17 protein-coding genes are annotated in these 23,431 nt (G+C 33.5%); 8 read left to right on the forward strand and 9 right to left on the reverse strand.

What is annotated here, in order from left to right:
- Positions 1–112: 112 nt before the first annotated feature.
- The 5 genes from IPO86_07710 to IPO86_07730 all read left to right on the forward strand — a co-directional run bounded on the left by IPO86_07710 (position 113) and on the right by IPO86_07730 (position 4,234).
- On the forward strand, positions 113–1,069 hold the full coding sequence (locus IPO86_07710) for a histidinol-phosphate aminotransferase family protein (protein MBK9727986.1): 957 nt from the start codon (positions 113–115) through the stop codon (positions 1,067–1,069).
- Complete coding sequence (locus IPO86_07715; protein MBK9727987.1) at positions 1,066–1,932, forward strand: CDP-alcohol phosphatidyltransferase family protein; 867 nt, start codon at positions 1,066–1,068, stop codon at positions 1,930–1,932. The genes IPO86_07710 and IPO86_07715 overlap by 4 nt, the downstream gene beginning before the upstream one ends.
- Before the next feature lie 9 nt (positions 1,933–1,941).
- On the forward strand, positions 1,942–2,670 hold the full coding sequence (locus tag IPO86_07720; GenBank protein ID MBK9727988.1) for a phosphocholine cytidylyltransferase family protein: 729 nt from the start codon (positions 1,942–1,944) through the stop codon (positions 2,668–2,670).
- An 8-nt stretch (positions 2,671–2,678) separates the two neighbouring features.
- Positions 2,679–3,530, forward strand: coding sequence for a LysE family transporter (locus IPO86_07725; protein MBK9727989.1), 852 nt, complete (start codon positions 2,679–2,681; stop codon positions 3,528–3,530).
- A gap of 107 nt (positions 3,531–3,637) precedes the next feature.
- Complete coding sequence (locus IPO86_07730; protein ID MBK9727990.1) at positions 3,638–4,234, forward strand: hypothetical protein; 597 nt, start codon at positions 3,638–3,640, stop codon at positions 4,232–4,234.
- Between the two features lie 119 nt (positions 4,235–4,353).
- On the opposite strand, the gene IPO86_07735 is transcribed toward IPO86_07730, so the two are convergent.
- From IPO86_07735 to IPO86_07775, 9 genes are all read right to left on the reverse strand, one after another.
- Positions 4,354–5,832: an aminotransferase class V-fold PLP-dependent enzyme gene (locus IPO86_07735; GenBank protein MBK9727991.1), complete on the reverse strand. Its 1,479-nt coding sequence runs from the start codon at positions 5,830–5,832 to the stop codon at positions 4,354–4,356.
- A 156-nt stretch (positions 5,833–5,988) separates the two neighbouring features.
- Positions 5,989–7,818, reverse strand: a complete 1,830-nt coding sequence (locus IPO86_07740; protein MBK9727992.1) for a hypothetical protein — start codon at positions 7,816–7,818, stop codon at positions 5,989–5,991.
- Between the two features lie 302 nt (positions 7,819–8,120).
- Positions 8,121–10,523 (reverse strand): TonB-dependent receptor, encoded by a 2,403-nt coding sequence (locus IPO86_07745; protein MBK9727993.1) that lies wholly within the window; start codon positions 10,521–10,523, stop codon positions 8,121–8,123.
- A gap of 171 nt (positions 10,524–10,694) precedes the next feature.
- Positions 10,695–11,369, reverse strand: coding sequence for an epimerase (locus IPO86_07750; protein MBK9727994.1), 675 nt, complete (start codon positions 11,367–11,369; stop codon positions 10,695–10,697).
- Positions 11,370–11,515: 146 nt separating this feature from the next.
- Entirely contained in the window at positions 11,516–13,015 is a 1,500-nt protein-coding gene (locus IPO86_07755) for a CotH kinase family protein (GenBank protein MBK9727995.1), read from the reverse strand.
- Between the two features lie 136 nt (positions 13,016–13,151).
- Positions 13,152–14,042 (reverse strand): hypothetical protein, encoded by an 891-nt coding sequence (locus IPO86_07760; GenBank protein MBK9727996.1) that lies wholly within the window; start codon positions 14,040–14,042, stop codon positions 13,152–13,154.
- 8 nt (positions 14,043–14,050) lie between these two features.
- Positions 14,051–14,542, reverse strand: a complete 492-nt coding sequence (locus IPO86_07765; GenBank protein ID MBK9727997.1) for a hypothetical protein — start codon at positions 14,540–14,542, stop codon at positions 14,051–14,053.
- Between the two features lie 23 nt (positions 14,543–14,565).
- Positions 14,566–15,939, reverse strand: coding sequence for a RagB/SusD family nutrient uptake outer membrane protein (locus IPO86_07770; protein ID MBK9727998.1), 1,374 nt, complete (start codon positions 15,937–15,939; stop codon positions 14,566–14,568).
- A 63-nt stretch (positions 15,940–16,002) separates the two neighbouring features.
- Positions 16,003–19,083: a SusC/RagA family TonB-linked outer membrane protein gene (locus IPO86_07775; GenBank protein ID MBK9727999.1), complete on the reverse strand. Its 3,081-nt coding sequence runs from the start codon at positions 19,081–19,083 to the stop codon at positions 16,003–16,005.
- A 60-nt stretch (positions 19,084–19,143) separates the two neighbouring features.
- Here IPO86_07775 and IPO86_07780 point away from each other — a divergent pair, with 60 nt between their 5' ends.
- From IPO86_07780 to IPO86_07790, 3 genes are all read left to right on the forward strand, one after another.
- Complete coding sequence (locus IPO86_07780; GenBank protein MBK9728000.1) at positions 19,144–20,850, forward strand: CRTAC1 family protein; 1,707 nt, start codon at positions 19,144–19,146, stop codon at positions 20,848–20,850.
- Positions 20,851–20,874: 24 nt separating this feature from the next.
- A complete protein-coding gene (locus IPO86_07785; GenBank protein ID MBK9728001.1) occupies positions 20,875–22,575 on the forward strand; it encodes a T9SS type A sorting domain-containing protein in 1,701 nt (566 codons plus the stop codon).
- A 356-nt stretch (positions 22,576–22,931) separates the two neighbouring features.
- The gene (locus IPO86_07790) at positions 22,932–23,345 is read left to right on the forward strand and encodes a hypothetical protein (protein MBK9728002.1); all 414 of its coding nucleotides are present in this window, start codon (positions 22,932–22,934) and stop codon (positions 23,343–23,345) included.
- The last annotated feature ends 86 nt before the right edge of the window (positions 23,346–23,431 follow it).

The raw sequence follows: 23,431 nt of genomic DNA on the forward strand, positions 1-23,431 counted from the left end.
AATCGTGATTGTGGATATTGAAAATAGTAAAATCACTTATTTAGACAGAAATGAGCATCAGTATGGTCCTGCTCCGGCTTGTTTTGAAGCTTTGCATAAAATCGATTCGGTAATGTTGAGTGAATATTCCCGGGATCATGCTTTTGGATATAAGAGTCCTATCACCAAAAGACTTTCTGATGATCTAGGGATTGATGAAAAAGATATTATGTTAGGTTTTGGGGGTGAGGATATACTGAAGCAGGCAGTGCATTGTTATATTCATAAGAATGATAAAATTCTGATACCAACCTATTCTTGGTGGTATTATAAGAAAATCGTAGATGAAGTTGAAGGTATCAAAATTGAATATCCAATTGTGGAAGGGGAGGATTCCTTTTATTATGATATAGAAGGTATGATCCGTATATATGAAGAGCATAAACCAAAGCTTGTGCTGATCAGTTCGCCGAATAATCCAACTGGAAATCGGCTTGAACTTGATCAATTGAAAGGCATTTTATCAAGAATGAAAGAAACGGTTGTTGTAATTGATGAAGCCTATGCATTTTTCTATAGTAAGGATACAAGTTATTTGAAAGAGATTGTGCAAGAGTTTCCCAATGTAATGATTATTCGGACGTTTTCAAAATATTTCGGACTCGCAGGGGTTAGAATTGGATTTGCATTAATGGGTAAAAATCATGATCGATTTTCTTTATTTAGCGCCCGTTATTTAGGATATAATCGCGTTTCAGAAATTATGGCTATTGCAGCTTTGGATTCTCCTGAATATTACGATGATATTCGAAAGAAAATGACGGCAGATATGGAAATGTTTAAAACAGAGTTTAATAAAATTTCAGGTTTTAAAGCATATACTTCTTTTGCAAATTTTATTCTTGTAAAGATCCCTGTTGAAATAAAGGATGGCTTAAAAAAATATTTGACGGAACGAAATATGATTATTAAGTTTATGGCTGAAGATGGATTATTTAATCATTTGCGAATCACCATTGGTACCCAGGATCAGAATAAGTCGCTTATGGAAATGATTAAGAACTACCTACTAGATATTGACTACCGGTGAGCTGGTTAACAGACTATAAGAGTTCAATTAAAATGGTAGCGGTCGAAGAGTATTTTGACTTGTATTTCTATAGACCCTTCGCATTTGTCCTGGTTAAATTAATTTACCCTACCAACATAACACCAAATCAACTAACGCTGGCAGCTATTGGTTTAGGCATAATTGCAGGGTTTCAGTATGCTCAGGGAATTCCAAATGGATTTATTTACGGAGCTGTTTTTTTTGTCCTGTATAACATTGTCGATTGCAGTGATGGGCAATTGGCCAGATTAAAAAAGAATGGAACCTACGTCGGTAGAATTATTGATGGTATTGCAGATTATATAGCTACTTCGGCAGTGTATATTGGGATTGGAATAGGCTTTGCAAATCATCAAACGAATCCTTCTTATTGGTGGTCAATCATTGTATTAGCGGGATTAAGTACCATCATCCAATCTGTGTTGGTTGATTATTATAGAAACCGATTTTTAGATTTTGTGCTTCAGCGTAAAAGTACCTTTGAAGATGAATTAGATGCATATAAGGATGAATATCAAAAAATTAAATACCAAAAAAATAAATGGCTAGATCGTCTAATCATAGATGTATATATAAAATATTCCAACTTTCAAAGCAAGCTTATATCAAAAAAGCAGTCAGAAAAATTATTTTCAGCAGACCCTCAAGATTACTATCAAAAGAATAAAGTCCCCATACGCTTTTGGGTTTCAATAGGACCAACTTCACAAATTACCTTATTAGTAATTTGCTCTTTTTTTAACCGTTTGGATTTGTTTTTTTGGATATTGATATTTGGATTTAACAGTGTGGCCGCAATGATGTGGTTTGTGCAGCGGAATATTGACAAAACCTTTAGATAAAATTGTTTCATGAAAGCTTTAATTTTAGCAGCAGGGACATCAACCCGTTTAAGACCTTTAACAGATGAAACCCCTAAATGTCTGCTAAACGTTGGTGATAAAAGTATACTGGCCTTGGCCATTGATAATCTTATTGCTAATAACATTACAGAGCTTGTTGTTGTAACCGGTTATTTGGAACAACAAATAAAAGATTTTATTACTTCTGAGTATAAAGAACTTAATGTAAACTTTATTTATAATGAGGTATATGCATCAACTAATAATATTTATTCATTATGGTTAGCAAAAAAGGCATTTGAAGGAGAAGATATGCTTTTATTGGATAGCGATATTATTTTTCATAAGGATATTATTTCAAAACTTATTGCATCAAGTTATAAAAATTGTCTGGCATTAAAAAAACATGAACTGCAGGATGAAGAAATAAAGGTAAAAGTGGATGCAAAGGGACGTATTCTTGAAATTGGAAAAACGGTTAATATCCAAGAAGCGATTGGAGAATCTATTGGAATTGAAAAATTTGATAAATCTCTGGTGAAAAAATTATTTGCGATTCTTGATCCTAAAATTGAAATTGAGAAACAGGTTAATATATTTTATGAAGCTGCTTTTCAGGATTTAATGGATGCTGGCGAAGATGTTTATATTGTTGATGTTAGTGAACACATTTGTATGGAAATTGATACTGCATCAGATTTGGAGGTAGCCCGAAAAATGATTTCCGGTTTAACATAAACTTTTCTATGAATTTAGACCTATCCGGAAATTTAATTATTATCTCAGTCATTGGCTTACTAGTAGGGATTATTTTTTCAATACCGGTAGCGGGTCCTACAAGTATTGTAATTGCCTCAAATGCATTGAAGGGCAGGATTCGATATTGTATTTTACTTTGTATCGGTGCTTCCTTTGCTGATTTAGTATATGTTTTTATTTCAGTTTATGGGTTGACAATGTTTTATGATTTGTACAAACCTTACATACCATATGTCCTTATGGTCGGTTCCGTGTTTGTAATTTATATGGGGTATAAAATTGCAAAGTCTCCTTTGGATTTGGAGCATATTGATGAATCTAAAAAACTAGGTTTTTCGAAAATCAAAGAGAAGCAAAGTGGTTTTATTACAGGTATCTTATTAGGCTTTATTAATCCGACTTTGATTGTAGGTTGGATGAGTACTTCCTTTGTGATATTTTCAATGTTGGCTTCTTATGGATTTAATACAGGGGGCTTAGACCAGAATCCAAGTATGAATCAGAAAGAGCTACATCAGAATCAATCACAGATGCTGAAGGATAGTAGCATTTTTCATTTGAACAAGGAGCAGGGTGAAGAAGGATCTAGTCGCTCACCTTTAATTAATTATTCAAATTATTATCCAAGCTCATACCCGATCTTATTAAGTTTATTTTATGCTCTATCAGTAGCTATTGGAAGTATCATTTGGTTTTATTACATGACCTTATTTTTAGCGAAATTCAGGCATCGGTTTAATATAAAAATTATTCAAGCTACCATTCGGGGACTAGGAATAGCACTAGCCTTGTTAGGTCTTTTTTTAGGATATAAAGGGGTTGTATTATTATCCGTATGAAGATTTTGGATTCTGTTTATTTGACCTTGCAATAATCAATGTTATGGTTTCGTTTTCATTTTGATAAATAGTAATCAGAGTTCGTTTGTACTTTAATATTCATAAATTTGATAAAGGGATTTGCAGTATTCGTTGTTTTATTATTAGGTTCTGTTTTGTTGGCTCAGACATTACCAAAACTGGATCGTTTTAATGGGACCCGATCGAATGATAAAGTATTTTTGGAATGGGTAATTTCTGCAGGCAGTACATGTAATGGGATTCAACTTTATAGATCAACGGATACTATTAATTTTGAATTAATCGAAAGTATACTTGGTGATTGTGGTAATTTAGCATTTGCTCAATTGTATAATTACACAGATATAAAACCAGAAAAAAACAAAACAAACTATTATCGTTTAGAAACCGGTTCCAGAGTTTTTTCAAAAATTGTTTCCATTGATTTTCTGGATTATTTCAATGGATATCAAATAAGGCCTAACCCACTTCAAGATAGAGCACGGCTTTATTTTGAAAATCCAAATCGAAGTAAATTTCAATTTAATTTACTGAATCAATTCGGTACAGATATCGTTGAGCAATTTACAAATGAAGAATACTTTCAACTTGAGCTTGGACATTTAATACCTGGCATCTATTTTTTTATAGTATATGATGCCCTCAGAAATTCTACAATTAAAGGAAATTTATTAATTCAATAATTGGAATAATTGATTCCGCTTAGGCAACTAAATGCTGTCATTATAGATAGAAACGAATGCATTCATGCCTTTTGTATTAGTCAAATTTTAGTAAAAAAATGTTAACAAAATAAATCAGATTATTCAAATGCTTTGTGCAGGCATTGAATCATTTTTTCTTTCATATTTCGATCTTTGTTTTCATCTTTAAATTTGATTTGGCCTTTAGAATACTCAAGGATATAATCTTTCATCCAATCATTAAAATTCAATGCAAGTTGTTTTATACTTTCTGCCAAATACATAATTTCACGATCGGTTAGGGTAGGGTGAATTGAAATTCTAATCCAGCCTGGTTTAGAGGAATAATCCCCATGGTTTATAAGGTCTGTAATTTTATGGGAGGTTTCTACATTTACATGGAGAAGGTAATGTCCGTATGTTCCAGCGCAGGAACAACCTCCTCGGGACTGTATACCGAATTTGTCATTTAATAATTTTACGCCGGCATTATAGTGTAAACCTTCAATATAAAACGAAAGAATACCCAAACGTTCTTTATGCTGTTCTGCTAGAATATGTATATTTGATATTTCTGAAAGTGTCTTCCAAATAATTTCCATTTGTTCTTTTTCACGCAATAAGATATTATTGATTCCCATTTCTTCTTTAAGCTGAATGCACATTGCAACTTTAATCGTTTGAAGGAATGCAGGAGTACCGCCATCTTCGCGTTCTTCGATATTGTCTAAAAATTTATGTTCTCCCCAAGGATTTGTCCAATCAACGGTTCCGCCTCCAGGATCGTCGGGAATAGCGTTTGAATAGAGAGCGCTATTAAAAATTAAAATGCCGGTACTACCTGGTCCACCTAAAAATTTGTGCGGAGAAAAGTAAATAGCATCTAAATGTGTAGCTTTTTCTAATGGATGCATATCCATGTGAACATAAGGAGCGGAGCATGCAAAATCTACAAAACAAAATCCATTATAGGTATGTATTAATTTTGCGATTTCATGATAGGGTGTCATGATTCCGGTTACATTGGAGCACGCAGTGATTGCTGCATATTTGGTTTTTCGAGAACTATATTTTCGAAGGAGTGCTTCAAAATTTTCGAGTGACACAAGTCCGTTTTCATCTGGAGGAATAATTTCTACATCTGCAATCGTTTCGATCCAACTTGTTTGATTGGAATGATGCTCCATATGCGTTATAAAAACGATCGGTCTATCCTGTTCTGAAATTTCAAATTTGTTTTTAAATCGTTCGTGAATCCGGAGTCCTAAAATTCTTAAAAATTTATTAGTTACACCTGTCATCCCGGCATTTGATGAAATCAGAACATCGTATTCATTTGCATTTACATGTTTTTTAATAATAGCTTGAGCTTCATGATAGGCATAGGTCATTGCCATTCCGGTTGCGCTTGTTTCAGAATGCGTATTGGCCACAAAAGGCATGATCTCATTTTGAATGCGTTCTTCAATAAGTTTGTAGTTTCTACCGCTTGCAGTCCAATCAGCATAAAGTATTTTTTTTGTATCCCCGAAGACAGTTTCAATACATTGATCAATACCAATGATATGCTTTCTAAACTTTAAGAAATACGCTTCCATATTGATCATTTCGGGACTTTTTGTTGGACTTTTTGAAGATTCGAGAATTCTTATTATGCAAAGATGGCAGTTTCAGTGAAATTGACCAAATCTCATTTCCGCTCTCTTTTTATCTAAATTTCAAAAAATACCTGCAATTATACTGTATTTATAGCTTTAGAATCCTTTGGGTTCGTATTGATCCAGTTTAAAATTGTCTATTTCAAAACTTACTTTACCCCGATTCCATATATAGCATTTGACACGATCCTTGGTATTTCTTATTTCTGAAGTCAAATAAACCATTTTATAGTGTTGCCATTTATTATCTTTTGATTCATTTTTTATTTCTATAGTATGGTAGCCATAGATGCCAAGTTTATTTTCTACAGACATTACCAATAATGGATTTTCTCCTTCAATGAGTTCAGGAAATCGCACATCAACTTGAGCTTCTAACCAAACATGATCTTTGCTTGTAAGCTGATGAAAGAGAAATTCGTAAGCTTTTGAGAACTCTTGATTTGGGGTTAAGTTGTAAATGTAATTTCCTGTAGAATCTTGAATATAGGAGCTGTCATTTGCGTCATCAAAGGTCCAATTTCCACATTCTTTTTTAATGTATTCCTCCCTGTTTTTAAATTCAAAGCCTCCGCTAAAATCGCGCTCCACCCGTTTAAGTTTAGCTGTGGAAGCATCTGGTTTAGTTTTTAGAAATATGGACCAATAATATGCTTTTGTAGTGCGATAAGGATCCAGAATATAATTTCTCAATTGCCACCATTGAAATTGATTTAAAAATATAAAAAATATAATGAACAGTCCTGTCAAGCTTTTCCAAAAGAATCGTTGTTTGCTTATAAACTCAAGAAAATAACCCATGCAAATTGCCAACAATGGATAGCTCGTAATTAATGGACGCATTGAATATGCTGCACCATACCACCATTCAGACCAACTCGAAATGATATAGAATGTTATTGTAAAATAAATTAGAATGGCATAGAAAATTGGTTTATTATTTTTTCTCAAAAAATAAAAGCCAATTAATGAAAATATCATTATTGGTGTATAGAGCAGCCAACCTTTTCTATAGCTAAATAATGTTTCCAGGATATGGGGTGAAAAAATATCTAATCCGACACCTGGATTTTTATAGCTGTCATAAATCCATTTACCAGTTTTAGCGTGCCAGTATAACATTTGGGGCAATGCAAGAACTAAACAAATTCCCAGACAAAGAAAAATGGTTTGCCAATGAGCCTTTATAAGTTGGATTTTTGCATGAAAAGTTTCACGTGAAGAAATACCCCAAAGCAAGGGTAATACAAAAACTATAATTTCGCTAGGTTTTACCATGCCCATTAAAAAAACACATATGCCAGTTGTGATAAGCTGATATTTATTTTGGGTTTGATGCCATTGAATAGTATTCCAAACAAGAATGCTCATCAACATAAACAAGACATTTACCGTAGCTAAATTATCGAGTGTAAGATGATGGATATAATTCGTAGCTAAAACAATCAGTATTAAAATGAGAGAACTTATAAGTTCTGAAAAATAGTGTCTTACAATTTTTCGAAGGAAAAACAAACCAATAATGGTATATACAATTCCACCCAGGACAAGGCAATATTGATATGGGTTACTAAAGCCATCCATGGCCTGTCCCAATATAGCGGCACTTCCATGACCTAACAAGAAAAAAGGTAAATAGAAAAATGCCATGCCCATCAGGAAGAAGTACATCGGCTCACCTTTTGCATTTGAGCTAATCTGATAAAAAGTACCAGTGAGTTTTTTTTCTTCATTAATTTTCTGGATCCAGGAAATGTCATCGAGCATTGGTTGATCATAGATAAAACTGGCCGGTAAATAGAGGTAATAGCCTAAAACATCCCAGGACATTTCATTCTTATTGACATGGCTAATCCGGAATAGAAAGATAAAGGAACATAAAGCAATGAAGACAATTAAAGATGGTTTTGAAAATAGATTCCTCATATTATTTGAATTAATTCAGGAACGGCTAAGGTATCAATCTATTTTAAATATTAGCAACTTTTTTGTCATTGTTACAGCTTTTCTTCAAATTGACTTTAAATGCTGAGACAAATGGTACTATACAATTCTAAATTTTATACATGTTTATTGGTGTTGACAAGCTTTGTTTTAGAATCCAGGTGGAGTAAGTTTGTAGCGTAATATTAATTTATTTTTGATTCAATAAACAGGGTAGTTTTCAAATAAAAAGGATTCAATACAAAAGTTTATTACATAGCATTAATTTATTGAAATTTATTTAACTACCATTCCAAAGTGATGCCTATACTTGGTAAGGTATTTCCTGAAGCATCATTAATGTATTTAAGTTTATATCGCTGCAGTTCTAAAGGGTCCGAAGGATTAATTAAGACCGCATCCCCAATGGGTTTATTGTTTGAATCCATTGGACGGTCCAGGATTAAAGCTTTTGAAGCTATACTATTTCCAAATACATTTTCAATATCTAAATATAATTCCAGATTCCAGGTTTTAAAAAACCATTTTTTATCTACTCGGAAATCCAATTGACTAATACCCTCGTAGCGAAGGGAATTAATTTGATCATAATTAAATAGCCCTTTTCCGTTAATATCCCAATTTGTTTTTAAATTTGAATTGTCATCAAATGGGGTATATGGTAAGCCACTTTGATATCTCCAGTTGATACCGATTTCCCAGGATTTTTTAAATTGCCTTCCAAGGCTTAGATTTATAATATGCTTGCTATCCCAGGAAGATGGTAGAAATATTTTATTCTTATTTTCAAATTCACTATTCCCAAATGTGTAGGCAATGATTCCATAAAAACCTTTATATAATTTTTGTTGATACATACATTCTAATCCATAGCTTATGCCTTTGGCAAATGAAATTGCAGGCTCTGTACCCACAACGCCAAAATCACCACCTAGATTAGCAAGTGTAATACTGTCTCTTAAAAGCAATGGGTAATTGGAATAATTTTTAAGATAAAATTCTACACTTAACCTTCCTTCAGTTTTTGTTTGATAAATCAAACCTGCTGTATTATGAATAGCCTGAATATATTTTAAATTATTCTGTTTATTAATTAAGATGCCATTTTCTTTATATCCCAATGTGGTATATGCAGGAAGTTGATAATAAATGCCTTCTGTTAAATGTATACTTAAAGTAGAATTGAGCTGATAAGACAAGGCAAATCTAGGAGATGTTTGCAATAATAGATTTTGCATTTTAGCAGAATATGAATTGCCATCATTTCGGAGGCCTGCGGAAATGCTCCACTTTTCATTAAATATTTTGCGATGATATTGTACAAATAGGTAGTATTTATAAAAATCAAGATCCGTTTGGTAATTAACCAGTTGCACTCCTGAAGAGGTAGCAATTTTATTAAATGTTTTATTACTATATTTTGAATTTTCTAGACCGATTCCAAAATGAACGCTATATTTATTCGATTTAAAGTTATATTCTGTACGGATTTTATTTTCTATTTCTTTAGACTTATAAGATAAAATTAAGTTTTCTGATTTCGTATCATCATTGCCGGCATATTTTTTCGCTTCATTATTTAGCATATTTCTGCTTAATACGGTAGTCCAATATCCATTTTTTTGATAATGTTTATATACAAGTCCATTTGTATAATTCCATTGCGTACTGATCGGCAAATAATTTAAAATATACTGCTGTGTTTCTGTATTATTTGCTTCCGTATTTAATTTAAAATCATCAATAGCACCTAAGCCGATAAAGCTCAGTTCATTTTTTTGATTGAAGCTATGTTTTATTTTTAATTGAAAATCATTGTATGTGGGAAGGAATGGAAGTTCAAGGGCTTTAAATAAAAACTGTAAATAGGATCTTCTGGCAGAAGCGATATAAGTTGTTTTTTCTTTAATGGGTCCTTCCAGGGTAATGCCGACATCACTGGAACCAACTGTGAGTGTTCCACCTAAATGATCGGATCTGCCATTTCTCATTTTGAAATCAAATATGGAAGATAATGCATTTCCTTTTGAAGCAGGAAAGGCACCACTATAAAAATCAACTTCTCTTAGGAACGTAACATTTATCATTCCTACAGGTCCACCAGTGGAGCCTTGTGTCGCAAAATGGTTAATATTTGGCACTTCAACTTCATCTACATAGAAGCGATTTTCATTAGGAGCCCCTCCTCGGATGATAAGATCATTTCGAAATGAAACCGTTCGTGTGACCCCTGGTAATGCTTTTACAACTTTTGAAATATCTCGATTTGAACCTGGACTTCTTGCAATTTCTGTTACACCAATGGAACGAAGGGAAATAGGACTTTCTTCTTTTGTTTTAAAGGGCGAAGATTTAATGACGATTTCAGTTAGATTTTCTGAAGCGGCTTCCAGTTGTATAAATACTTCAAAAGGTTTAATATTTGAAACTGCAATTTCAGAAAGTACAAGTTCTTTGTATCCTAGAAATGAAATTTTGAGACTATAAACCCCGGGAGTTAAACCATTAATTTCAAAATCGCCAGATTCTGAGCTGTTGGTACCTATTTTAGTATTCAGAATTTGTACCGTTGCGTATGCAATTGGATTATTATTGCTTATATCCGTAATAGTGCCTTTAATAGTGCATTCTTGTGAGTAACTATTTTGGTACCAAACGGCAACTAATAAAACAAGGATTATTCTCATGCATCTTTTTATCAAGAAACAGATTTTCCATATGAATGTTTAAGCTTGAATATCCTATAATCTGTTACTTTATATTGATACTTTCAATCGAAAGTCAAATACATTTATTGAATTTAGCTTATTTGAAACTGACCGCGCTATATAGCCTTTCAGAATGCATGGGATACTCTATTATAATTTTTGTTTTGACTGAGATACAATTTCTTTCACTTCAAGGGTAGGCCGTTCAAAGCCTTTTGCAACGGTATTTATCATAGCTTGTCCTAATTCAGCTAAAGTGCATACCATCTTGGGAAATAACATTCTAAGCATTGGATACATCCACGAAATATAATGATAATATTTTAAGGTATTTTTTAAACCATTCGTTGGTTGCATATATCCTGGTCGAAAATTGTAAACCGCTTTAAATGGTAATTTTCTTAAATCATTTTCCGTTTTACCCTTTACCCGAGCCCACATGATTTTTCCTTTCTCTGAACTGTCGGTTCCAAGTCCTGATATATAACAAAAAGTCATATCCAGATTTAATCTACATAGAACCTTTGCAAAATTTAATGTAAGATCATAGGTAAGTTTTGAAAACGCCTCTTCTTTTATTCCAACTGATGAAACTCCAAGGCAGAAAAAACACGCATTATATCCTATAATTTGTGATTCAATTTCATGAAGTTCATTTATATTTTTCACGATTATCTCCTTCAGTTTTGGGTGTGTCATGCCATATGGCTTTCTTCCGATAATTAAAATTGATTCAACCAAATCAGATTGTAAACATTCGTAAAGTACGCCTTCGCCAACCATGCCGGTTGCTCCCGTTAGTATTGTACGTATTTTTTGATTCATTGATTCACAAATTTTAAAACACTTAAAGACACTACACCTGGTATCGTATCAACACTATAACAATCTAAAAACCAATTGAGTTTAGATCAAATTTAAAGTTGATGAATGATCTAACTAAAATTCATGCAAATTCTAGATTTTTCTGACTATAAAAATAGTAATTTACTAATCCATTCATTTTTCATTTGAAATTTAATCAAATATATGTTTGGGGTAATGAATGCAGGGAGCTCAAATCTAATGCTTTGATCAAATTGTGAAATATTGCTTTGGTAAAGTTTAAATCCTTGTAAATTGAAAATTTCAAAATTCGATATTTTAAAATTACATTTAATCGTAAGCATTCTAGTATTTAAATCATAGTACGTTTTTAGATCAATAGCTGGAGTCGTTTTATTTTCAATAGCTGTCAATTTAAGAATAGAGGTTCTCCGGCGTTCAATAAAAGGTTTAATTCCATATGGACTATGTTTATCGATCTGCATGGAAAATCCATTGTGAAAATCTGCTACCGAGTAATTATAATCCAGGGTTCTAAAGGAATCGGCAATAGCGGACTCAGTAATTAAAATATGCATGCTATCTATCTTTGGGAATATGATTGCCGGATTCAAAATAGTACTTGCTATAGAATCGATAATTTTTTTATAGTAGGCTTGATATGTTGAAATTTTAAGAATATTTTTAATTAATGTTCTTGATTCTGTTGGGTGATACCAATTAAAAGGATCTCGTTCTGCCCAGTCAATATTCAGCCAATCAATTCCAAAAGTATTGTCGGCGTCATAGCTGATAAATGTAAATGCGCCGCCTGGTGGTTGATATAAGAAATAGTTATTTTTATTAAATGCGTAATTATCCCAATGGCCTGTGCAAACTTCTAAAGCATACGCTTTCAATAATTGCGGTACATTTATTATACGCTCTAACGAAGCCGGTTGAATCGGATTTTTATTTATTTCAAAGATAAGTTGTAAAAATCCTGAGTAGTCATCTTTTGTCTCATTAGTCAATAAATCATATGCCCTTCCTCCAGTTGCGGAATGGCTAAGTATATTTTTATATAGATCTTCTGTATTTCCTAGATAGCGCAAGTCTGCAGGATATGTACATTTGTAAAGATTTCCTTTTTCATCTGGAAAATTTCGTTGCAACCATTCTTTGTCGAATTCTTCTATTTGTGTATATAAGCCATAATATTTATAATTGATGTAGAGTTTGATAAAGGCAGTCCGTCTTTCAGGTAATCCGATCTGATTCCAGCAATCATAAAATAATTTTTCGCGTACCATTGTAGGGTCATTATGTTGACCATTCAAATTAAGTTTTTTAGCGCCATAAAATTTTCTTCCGTTCGAAAATTCATTAAATGAAATTTTAAAAGATTTCTTTTGAGAAATTCTTGATGAACTTCCTCTTAAACGGAATCCAATATTTTGAACGGTATCTTTTATGCTCCCTTGTTCAAAAACAAATGTGGCATCCAGATATCTCTCATTCAGGGGATTTGCATACAAGAATGCAATCGAATCTTCTGGAATAAGGATATGGATAGAGTTTACACGATTTTGTTCAAATAGACCCTGCGCAAAAATGTATATATTTGAAATAATAACTGTGCATATAAGTAAGGTGAATCGAAGCATTCGCTTTGCTGGGTTTAATTTTAGGTTTGGTTATATGTATTAATTTAAATAGCGTAATCGTTTCGTATGCATTTAATGTTTATGAAATCAGTATTCAGATTTTGTGGTTTATAAGGTTATGAGTTTTTATTTTATATTAATTGCATCTGAAATAAAAATTATATTCACCATCTACCAAACAACTTGAGTTGCCACAATAAGGCATGGCAATAAATTGACAACGTAGACGATTAATTTTAATGCCTGGTGGAATTAGACTTGAATAAAATTGGGAAGGAATGATAGCCCAGGAAAATAATCCATCTGCATTTTTTTTCATGGCTAACTGAGGTGTATTATTTAAATTAAATAGGGTAGCGTATCGGTATTCTTTACCATCCGTTCCATAAGCTCTGATATACACAGAGAATCGTTCTTTGTTTTGTACTGTTGTTTTTTCTTCAATTTTATTGTTGTAATACAAAATAAAGGCATCATCTGGTTTGCTTAATAATGAATCACCTACAACATCCGGGAAGGAATACACTTTTCGAACAGCGCCTGCAGGAATATTTATCTTTATATGAATATCTTTTGATTTGAACTCTTTTCCTCCATCGCCACAATTTCCTCCAGAACCTGCATCTTTAGCTTTCGCAAGGCAACAAATACCACGATCATAAATATCTTTTGCTTTAGCACCATAAAACTGTGTTGGAATCATTTTATAACGATATAGATTTTCACTTACGCGTTCCATTTTCATAAGTTCATTGGAAGCACTCCACTCGCCTTGTTTGGCTTTGTCTTCTTTAGGTCCCCAGGTCCATAAATACAAATCACCCGTATAGCCTACCAACAATTTGCATTCTGGATCTTTAGAAACATCAATAAAAATAGAGACTTCTTCATCTACATTTGGCGCTGCTGGTTCGATCCATCCAAAGCTAAGATCGTCTACTGCTTTATCGCAATCTACACCTTGCGATTTTATATTACTTGTAGAAAAAAAGAGGAATAATAAACTCAGAATTATAATTCGTTTCATATTTTTATTTATTTGCGATTATAGGTATAGATATATGAAATTACCGGTTTTCCTGCAAACGTTCCGGCACAAGCATCACCGATTCGGTAATATTTATATTGTAACACATTATCTACAATTTCACGGACTGGTTTCAAATGTTGTAAATTGATATCTACATTATTTGTTGTCAAAATAAGTTCAGTTGGAAATTGATTATCATTAAACTTCCAGTTTCCTATGAATGGGATATGATGTATTGAAGTACCAGGATCAATCATATAAGAAGTTGCATTAAATAAGATTGTAGAGGGTGTTGTGCCAAGCATTAATTCACTTACATCAATGGCTGTTTCAGGATCTGTAGGTTCATCAACCATTTCGACTTTACTTAAAATCCATAGATCCTGAATTCCTTGAACTTGAGAAAAGGGTTCCCCAATTGGAGGTGCTTCTTCTTTTTTACATTTGAAATTCAGTGAAGACACAAATATCAAACTAAAATATATTATTTTTTTCATGTTCGCTTAAAAGTTTGATTTAATTAATAACACTTTGCAGTTGGATTCGGTTTGAGATCTGGATTTCCTTTTAATTCATTATCCGGAAATTGACATACCAAACCTGGGCAATCCCACCTTGCCAGATTTCGAATTAACAGATCTTTACTACCACGTACAGCAATTCTTTTTAATTCATGAAGTCGGTTGTTTTCAAAGTAAAATTCAGCCCTTCTTTGTACTCTGCATTCTTCAATTTGTTGGCTTGTTGAACTGCCATTAAGTTCTGTTAATCCAGCTCTTTTTCGAATTGCATTTAAATATGTTAAGCCATCCGTTCCAGTTTCTGCTAAGGATTCAGCTAGAATTAAATAAAGCTCTGAAAGATGAATTACGGGATTGGTATAAATAGCGGTATTACTAGTATTAAATTTTGTGCAGATTAAATAATTGCCTTTTTTTTCAAACCAGAAAGCGCGGATATCTCCACTGCCACTTACAGCTAAACTTACTGCGTTTGCTGGTATAATATCCGGAATTGTTTTTGTTAATGAGAAATAGTCTTTTTGAATAGAAATATTTGCATTGTCATTACTATAATCTGTACTTACTAAGCCGAAAAGAATTTCTTTTGAATCTCCATAACCGAATTTAGTATTCGGCAAATTATCCAGAATAGCACCAGAAGAATTGATTACTTGTTCTGCATACTCCTTTGCTTTAATGAAATTATTTTGTTGAAAATAAAGTTTCGCTAAGAATGCTTTGACAGAAAATTGATTTGCATAGACTCCGTTTGTCAAAGGCAATAATGATTCTGATTTCTCTGCATCTGCAATACATTGATTGTAAACTGCAGCAACCGTTGCGCGATCTGCAATTGCTTGTCCGAAAGAAGTCCGCAAAGGAATGCCTGGGTGAGAATTATCTGCAGTGTATCCATAAGGCTGACCATAATAACGAACCAATTCAAAATGCATTAAGGCTCTTATAAATAAAGCTTCCCCCTCCATTCGTTTTTTATTTACCTCATCAAGACCGGGTACTATGTTTAAATTTTCGAGTACTAAATTCGCCCGGGCAATCGCTTTATATCCATCGTACATGAGCGTTCTTGTAGGGGCTAAAAAAATATCTGAGGTCCAGGTAAATAAAGCTCTCCAATCATTGTTTGTTAAATAATCACCATCTACACCATCCGACATTAATTCACTCATCAATTGAATTTGACCACCATATACGTTGCCGTAGCTTAGCGCGTCATATGAACTATTTAAAAGTTGTTGAAATTCAACTGGTGATTTCAGAAATTGATTGATATCAATTGCAGAGTCAAGCTTTGCTTCAATAAAACTATCGTCACAGGAAATCGTCGACAACAGAAAAATTGAAAATAATATTTTTTTATATGTTTTCATATGGTTGAATATTACTTGAGAATTTAATAAAGCCACCGAAATATTTTTTATTATATATACAATTTAAAAGTCAACATTCACTCCAAATACCCAGCTTTTTTCTTGAGGAGCCGTTAAATAAGAAACTCCAAATCCGCCTACATTGCGCTGCTGATCCGTTGTGCGGTCTCTGGCGACTTCAGGATCCCAACCAGGATATTTAGTAAATGTTAAAATATTATTTCCAGTTATATAGAATCTATAACTAATTGATTTTGCAGTTTTGCCTTTAATAGTATAGGCTACAGTTACATTGCGCAATCTCATATAACTTGCATCATACAACCAGAGGGAATGATTATTTTGCCAGGCATTATCATTACCTCCCCAGTTGAGCATCGTATTTGTGAATCGTGGATATCTGCTTTGATCTCCTTCTTGTTGCCAGCGATCAAAAATTAGAGGCCTCATATTCCAATCCGTAGTCACAACCCCTAATTGCCGCTTCGCAGCATCGTCATATAATTTTCCTCCATATTTGAAAAATAACAGAGCACTTAAACTCCAGTTTTTATAAGAAAATGTATTTGTTAATCCACCATAAAAATCAGCTTGTAATGTTCCCGCAGGTACACGATCTTCGGCTACATTATAAGTAAATGTTTCTTTCCCGTTTTTATCAAGATAAACAGGCCTTCCGGTTGCTTTATCTACATGAGAAAATCGAACTATATAATTCACGCCAACAGGATAATTAACAACCACCCGGATATCGCCGAATCCACCATCCAAAGCATCTGGCGTTGCAGTGCCAACTTCCAATACTTTATTTTTAATAGCTGTTATATTAAATTCTGTAGTCCATTTAAAGGCACCTACTAAATTATGACTGGTAAGTGAAAATTCAATTCCTTTGTTTTGAATCTTCCCAACATTGTCGTAAAAATTTAAATTTTCTAAGCCGGTTGAAGATTGTAAGGCAACCAATAACAATGCATCTTTGGTTAAATCATAAAAGTATGTTAGGCTACCACTGATTCGATCTTTCCATAATCCAAAGTCAAGTCCTACATCCACTTTTTGGACTTCTTCCCATTTCAAATTTGGATTCCCAACTTTTTCCTGAAAACGTGTGTTTTCATTATTATATCGAGTATCATAATTTATTAATGGGCTATTATTCAACTTATAAGTTTCATATTGCTGAGACCATGGGATGTTTGAATTTCCGGTGATCCCGAAGGAAGTTTTTATTTTTAAATAATTGATGATATTATTTTTAAACCAATGATCATCTGAAATTACATAGCCAACACCTATTGATGGAAAGTTTCCAAATCGATTATTCGGTCCGAATTTAGAAGATGCATCTCTTCTGAAAGTTGCTTGAGCAAATAATTTTTGATTCCAGGAATAATTTAATCGACTAAATGCACTAGCAAATTTATAGCCATCGCGATCAACATAATATTTTGAAGCATTCTCTTTTACATCAGACCAAATCGAATCGACATTATAAATCAAATCTGCAATGTAATTATAGCTTTGATCATATCCGGTTACCTTAAAATCTTGATATTCCAAACCTGCTAAAATTGTTAATTCATGTGCTGAATTTCTTAATGGGATTTGGTATTGACTAGTTGCATAAATATTATAATTGTCAACATTAGATAAATTAATTTTAGAAATATCTTTATCGCGAGTCCAGATTGCATCTTCATATGTAAAATCACCAAGTCTGGAAATATCGGCACCTCCATTTATATTAAAACTTAATCGTGCAGTCGGGAAAAAGGAAGCAGAAACACTATTTATATAGCGCCATTCACGGGTTCTAAAATCAATATGCTCTTGTTGAGCAACTGGATTTTGATTTATGTTGAAATAACCAACAGAATCATAAAATGGACTTGTTTTCGGAAATTCATTTTTAAAGATTGGATAGATCATCAAAGCATTTGATTGTGCCAAACCTAAACCGCCAGCCCAAGCTTGAAAGGCACGTTTATTTAATCCTCGGATTGCAGACGAACTAATTCCTAATTTAAACCATCGAACCGGAGTATAATCTAAGTTTATTCGTCCGGAATATCGCTCAAAGAAATTTCCTACTAAAAAGGATTCAGCTTTACTGATGGTACCTCCTAGATATGCTTTTAGTTTATTGCCTCCTAAGGTAATTCCGAGGTTGTGTTCCATTTTCATCCCTGTCTGAATCACCTTTCTCATCCAGTCCGTATTGATATTTGCAACATCATCATAACTTAAACCAAGTGGCAATTGAAATCTACCAACCCCACCATCATTTTCAAATGCTTCTTGTTGTACTTGAAACCATTGTTCTTTATTCATGAGATCAATCACATGGGTCGGTTTAGAATTTCCAATAGATGCTGAATAACTAATGCCAAAACGTTTTTTGCCACCTCTTTTTGTTGTGATAAGGATTACTCCATTTGCACCTCTAGAACCATAAATGGCAGCGGAGGATGCATCTTTTAAAAAACTAATACTTTCAATATCAGCAGGGTTGATACTACTCAATGGATTGTTGTTTTGTCCACCCCGTTCTCCGTTTAGAAAATTCTCATTCGATAATGGGACACCATCAATTACATATAATGGATCACCACCCGCTGTAATGGAGTTAGTTCCCCGGAGACGAACAATTCCTGCAGCACCAGCAGCTCCACTTGAAGAAGTCATTAATACCCCTGGAGTTTTTCCTTGCAATTCAGAAATTAAGGTGCCACCAACATTATCATTTAGTTTATCAGACTTAAGGCTGGCAACAGATCCAATACCTGCTTTTTTATTTTCCGTGCCATATGCAACTACCACGACCTCATTCATTAATTGATTGTCCTCTTCCAGACTAAGATTCCAAACTTCCAGAGAGTTTCCCGTAAATGAAATGGTTTTATATTCGGTATGATATCCTACGAAGCTCACTCGGACTTTATAGCTCCCATCTGGAATTTTAGTAATGTTAAAGTCACCATTGAAATCAGATACGGTTCCTAAATTACTTCCTTCAATTTTAACGGTTGCGCCAATTATGGATTCATTTTGTGTCATAATATGCCCTTTTAAACTGTTTTGGGCTACAGATAAGGCACCTAAACCATAAATAAAGTAGGATAGGAGTAAAACTCTTTTCATAAAATGGTATTTTAGACAAGCAAATGTATTAACTCTTTGTTAAATTTGTGCCTCTAAAAAATGCCGCCTGTGATTCTAAGTGTAAAACATTGTTTCCTATTTTTATTATTAGCCCATTTTTCATTTGGACAATCAGTTCTTGATTTTGAAGATATCAGTAACGTCTCAGGAATTCATAAATCGGGTTATAATATTGGTGTTGCGGTTTCTGATTATAATCTGGATGGTTATGATGATGTTTATGTTTCTAATCGTTTAGGTGCCAACCAATTATATCGAAATAATAAGAATGGAACCTTTACAGATGTTGCTTCTGCATTAGGCTTACATTATGCAGCTGGGACAGAATGTGCGGTTTGGGCAGACCTTAATAATGATGGTTTACCAGAATTATTTTTAGGCGGAGCAGATGCACCATGTAAACTTTTTTTAAATAAAGGTTTGGCAGGATTTGAAGATATAACCACTGCATCTGGAATTAATAATTCCAAAACTGTAAAAGCTTGTTTGGCATCGGATGTTGATTTAGATGGTGATCTGGATTTGTATTTAACGCAATTGAATACAGAAAATGCACTATTTATCAATGATGGAAACTTACATTTTGAGAATAAGATTTTGGAATCTGGGGCCTTGGATAGCCGAATTTCTATGGGTGGAACATTCTTTGATTATGACAATGATGGCGATGGAGATTTGTATTTAATACATGACGCAAATCAGGATTTTATATTGTATGAAAATGACGGCAAAGGGCATTTTAAAGATATTTCAGTAAAAACAAAAGCCAATTTTAAATCTATGGGGATGGGCGTTTCTGCTGGTGACTTTAACAATGATGGCAGAACGGATTTATATATCACCAATTTATTTTATAATGTTTTATTGTTTCATCAAGCGGATGGTACATTCAAAGACATTGCAAAAGAAGTTGGAGTAGATGATTATGGAATGGGCTGGGGGAATGTTTGGCTGGATGCAAATAATGACGGAATGAATGATCTCTATGTTTGTAATGACAGTTATTTTTCGCCTTATAATAATGTGCTCTATCTCAATTCTCCAATAGCTCAATTTCAAAAGGTATTGTCAAATACTACAATAGCCAGTTCATTTGGATCCTATGGCAATAGTTGGTTGGATGTAGATAATGATGGTCGTCAGGACTTATTTGTTGCAAATGCAGGGAAAGATGGTAATCAATTATTTTTAAATAAAAGTTCAAATACTGAAAACTGGATCGAGTTTGACTTCAAATCAAAAAAAGGAAATCGATTTGGAATTGGAACTAAAGTTACCATTCAGTTGAATGGTGTAAATTATTATCAGGAATTAATTTCTGGAAGTGGATATGCATCACAAACACCACAGCGTTTGCATTTTGGATTGGCAGATCAAAGCAAAGTGGATCAGGTAATTATTAAATGGCCTGGTGGATTTATTTCTACATTCCAAAATCTAGTTTCAAATAAAAGGTATACAATTTCTGAGGATGAAGTGGTGGCTAATGAAAATCTTGATAAGAATGAATTACTTGAATTGGATATTCAGTATCTTCCTGCATCTCAAGAAATTTTTATTATTTCAAATCAAGAGCTTCCCATTCAAATTCAATTGATGGATTTACAAGGCAGACAAATGCTGCAACATACAATAAGTTCAAAATTTAGTAAAATTCCTGTTTCCAGTTGTTTTCCTGCAGCATATTACTTTATTTGTGCCCGTTCAAGAGTAGATCAAATCGTAAAAAAAGTTTTCATTTATTAATTATATATTTAAAAAACAGATTACATGAAAAAATTCTACATTTTATTTTTAACATTATTTACACTCGGGTATGCACAAGCACAAATGATTGAAGTGACATTCCAGGTAGATGTAAATCAATTGGCTTTAACTAAAAAGATATTTAGCGGAGGCATCCATGTTGTTGGAAGCTTTCAAGGTTGGGATCCAGCAAAGGATGCAATGTCTGATGCTGATGGAGATGGAATCTGGACATTCACAACGATGATTGCAAATGGTACAGCACTTGAATTTAAGTACAATAATGCTGATGCCTGGAATGGCAATGATGAATCCAATAATCGTACACATACAGTAACTGATAATGGTGGAAAAGATATTTTACCCCTGGTTTGTTTTAATTCCACATCAGCTTGTACGAATACCGGAGTAACTATTCGTGTTGATATGAATGATGAAATTATCAAAAGTGCTTTCAATATTGCCACAGATTCTGTGACCGTAGCAGGAAGTTTTCAAGGTTGGAACGCAGGAACACATCGGTTGACAGATTCTAATGGAGATGGAGTATATGAAATCAATGTTGCCATTGCAGAAGGTTCTTACGAATACAAATTTATAAAGAATGGCGGTACCTGGGAAGGTGGTATTTCTGGTTCCTGTGTGAATGGTGGTGGTAATCGGGTAATGAATGTTAAAGTGAATACAACACTTCCAACCTATTGTTTTAATAGTTGTGAAGCATGTAAACTTACCGGACCTCCAAAAAGAATTCAAGTAACATTTCGTGTTAATATGTCGAATATGATTAGCCAATTTGGCAAGGTGGATACCTGCTATGTTGCTGGTTCATTTCAAGGTTGGACGCTCCCTAAAGCAAACAGTATTTTATTAGATCCGGATGGTGATGGTATATATGAAGGAAGGGATTCTGTTGATGGTAAATCTTCTTATGAATTTAAATATGTGTACGGCAAAGAATGGGGTTTTGACGAAACTGGCTTAGGCGGACAAGCATGCGCAACAGGTGGCGGAAATCGTAAAATAGATGTCGCAGAATCGGATACAATTTTAACTGCATACTGTTTTAATACCTGTGATGATATATGCGCTCCACTCCCTACTAAAATTAAAGCGCGTTTTAAAGTTGACTTAAGTTCAGAAGTGCCATCTGCAGATGGTGTATTTATTAAAAGTAGTTTCCAATGGCCTCAATTTAAAAATGCGGTAACAGAGTTGAAATTAATTGATCCGGTAAATGGTATTTTCGGAACGGATGTTTTGGATATTGTACCGATTAAGCAACACTTTGTTTTTGTGAATGGTAAAACAGATACAGAAAAGGAAACAGCTAAATTTAGTGATTTAGGTTGTGGTTTTATCAATACAGTAGGGGAGCATCTTCGGGAAGTGGACTTAACGGGAATCACAGATTTTCAGGATATCGGTTATATCTGGAATGTATGTGAAGAATTAACCGGCACAAAACAAGCAAATCTTAATGTAAACATGCGGATTCTACCAAATCCGTTTAGCAATAGCACCATTATCCGTTTTGATAATTCGAAAGGTGAAGTTTATAGTCTTACCATTGTAGATGTATTAGGTATTGAAATGAAAACAATTAAAAACATTCAGACTGGTGAGGTTTTAGTAAATAGAGATCAAATGAATACAGGTATTTATTTTGCTACCCTAAAAAGCAGCAAAGGTAATTTTACTACGCAACGTATAGCTATACAGTAAGTAGGAACAGGAAATATTAAAAATTATCAAAAGGGAGGTATTAAATGCCTCCCTTTTTTATTTAACTGAAATAGTGCATTTGGCTTCCAGGATTTTGCTTATTAACTTCTATACTTCTTCTTGTAATTGAATATATTAAAATTTCACTGTGCTTATAAAATCTTCTAATTTGAAAAAAAAGCAATCAAGAGGGTCTAGTCAGGTCCATGTTTTCATAAAATCAAATCACAAGCTGTAACTCGGGTAAAGTTGAATAGAGTTTTTTTACGGATCTGCAACAAATTATAGCAAATCAGCGTTGATAAACCATCGTAGGATAAAGCCATTTTGATTTAATTTATCTACCTTTGTATTCAATGCGTCATAAACAATTTATAGTTTATAGTTTAGTGTTAGCAAACTTTTTGATGTTTGCTCATGACGCCATTCCTCACCATCACCATGAAAGTAAGGAAGAAGCTGAAGCGCATCACCAAAGTGAGTATTTTGATCATCATCATCATGGAAATATTCCTAGTGAAAGCCACAGTCACACACCACACTTAATTCATTCTCCTGATTTTGGTGCATATTTATTTGCAAATACCAGCAGTTTTATTGATATTCTTCAATTGGATTTGAATATTGCACTTGTTGTGCCAAGCACTTATTTAAATTCATATGTCGATTTTATAAATGAAGTGGTTTGGTTTCCAGGACTACCGCCTCCATATCAAAATAGACATCCGAAAGCACATTCCTTAAGAGGGCCTCCCTATTTTATTTCTTAGTCAAACTATTCAGATTCTCGGATAGTATTGGCTTTTGACTTTTATTTTTTGCTTTAAAAGTCAACTAAATAATTCATTACATGAAT

This window comes from Saprospiraceae bacterium (genome assembly GCA_016717265.1).
Classification (GTDB): domain Bacteria; phylum Bacteroidota; class Bacteroidia; order Chitinophagales; family Saprospiraceae; genus Vicinibacter.

Coding starts and splice junctions, on each gene's coding strand:
- IPO86_07710 (MBK9727986.1), top strand. CDS start 113: ATGTTGAGTGAATATTCCCGGGATCATGCTTTTGGATATAAGAGTCCT.
- IPO86_07720 (MBK9727988.1), top strand. CDS start 1,942: ATGAAAGCTTTAATTTTAGCAGCAGGGACATCAACCCGTTTAAGACCT.
- IPO86_07725 (MBK9727989.1), top strand. CDS start 2,679: ATGAATTTAGACCTATCCGGAAATTTAATTATTATCTCAGTCATTGGC.
- IPO86_07735 (MBK9727991.1), bottom strand. CDS start 5,832: ATGGAAGCGTATTTCTTAAAGTTTAGAAAGCATATCATTGGTATTGAT.
- IPO86_07740 (MBK9727992.1), bottom strand. CDS start 7,818: ATGAGGAATCTATTTTCAAAACCATCTTTAATTGTCTTCATTGCTTTA.
- IPO86_07745 (MBK9727993.1), bottom strand. CDS start 10,523: ATGAGAATAATCCTTGTTTTATTAGTTGCCGTTTGGTACCAAAATAGT.
- IPO86_07750 (MBK9727994.1), bottom strand. CDS start 11,369: ATGAATCAAAAAATACGTACAATACTAACGGGAGCAACCGGCATGGTT.
- IPO86_07755 (MBK9727995.1), bottom strand. CDS start 13,015: ATGCTTCGATTCACCTTACTTATATGCACAGTTATTATTTCAAATATA.
- IPO86_07760 (MBK9727996.1), bottom strand. CDS start 14,042: ATGAAACGAATTATAATTCTGAGTTTATTATTCCTCTTTTTTTCTACA.
- IPO86_07765 (MBK9727997.1), bottom strand. CDS start 14,542: ATGAAAAAAATAATATATTTTAGTTTGATATTTGTGTCTTCACTGAAT.
- IPO86_07770 (MBK9727998.1), bottom strand. CDS start 15,939: ATGAAAACATATAAAAAAATATTATTTTCAATTTTTCTGTTGTCGACG.
- IPO86_07775 (MBK9727999.1), bottom strand. CDS start 19,083: ATGAAAAGAGTTTTACTCCTATCCTACTTTATTTATGGTTTAGGTGCC.
- IPO86_07780 (MBK9728000.1), top strand. CDS start 19,144: ATGCCGCCTGTGATTCTAAGTGTAAAACATTGTTTCCTATTTTTATTA.
- IPO86_07785 (MBK9728001.1), top strand. CDS start 20,875: ATGAAAAAATTCTACATTTTATTTTTAACATTATTTACACTCGGGTAT.
- IPO86_07790 (MBK9728002.1), top strand. CDS start 22,932: ATGCGTCATAAACAATTTATAGTTTATAGTTTAGTGTTAGCAAACTTT.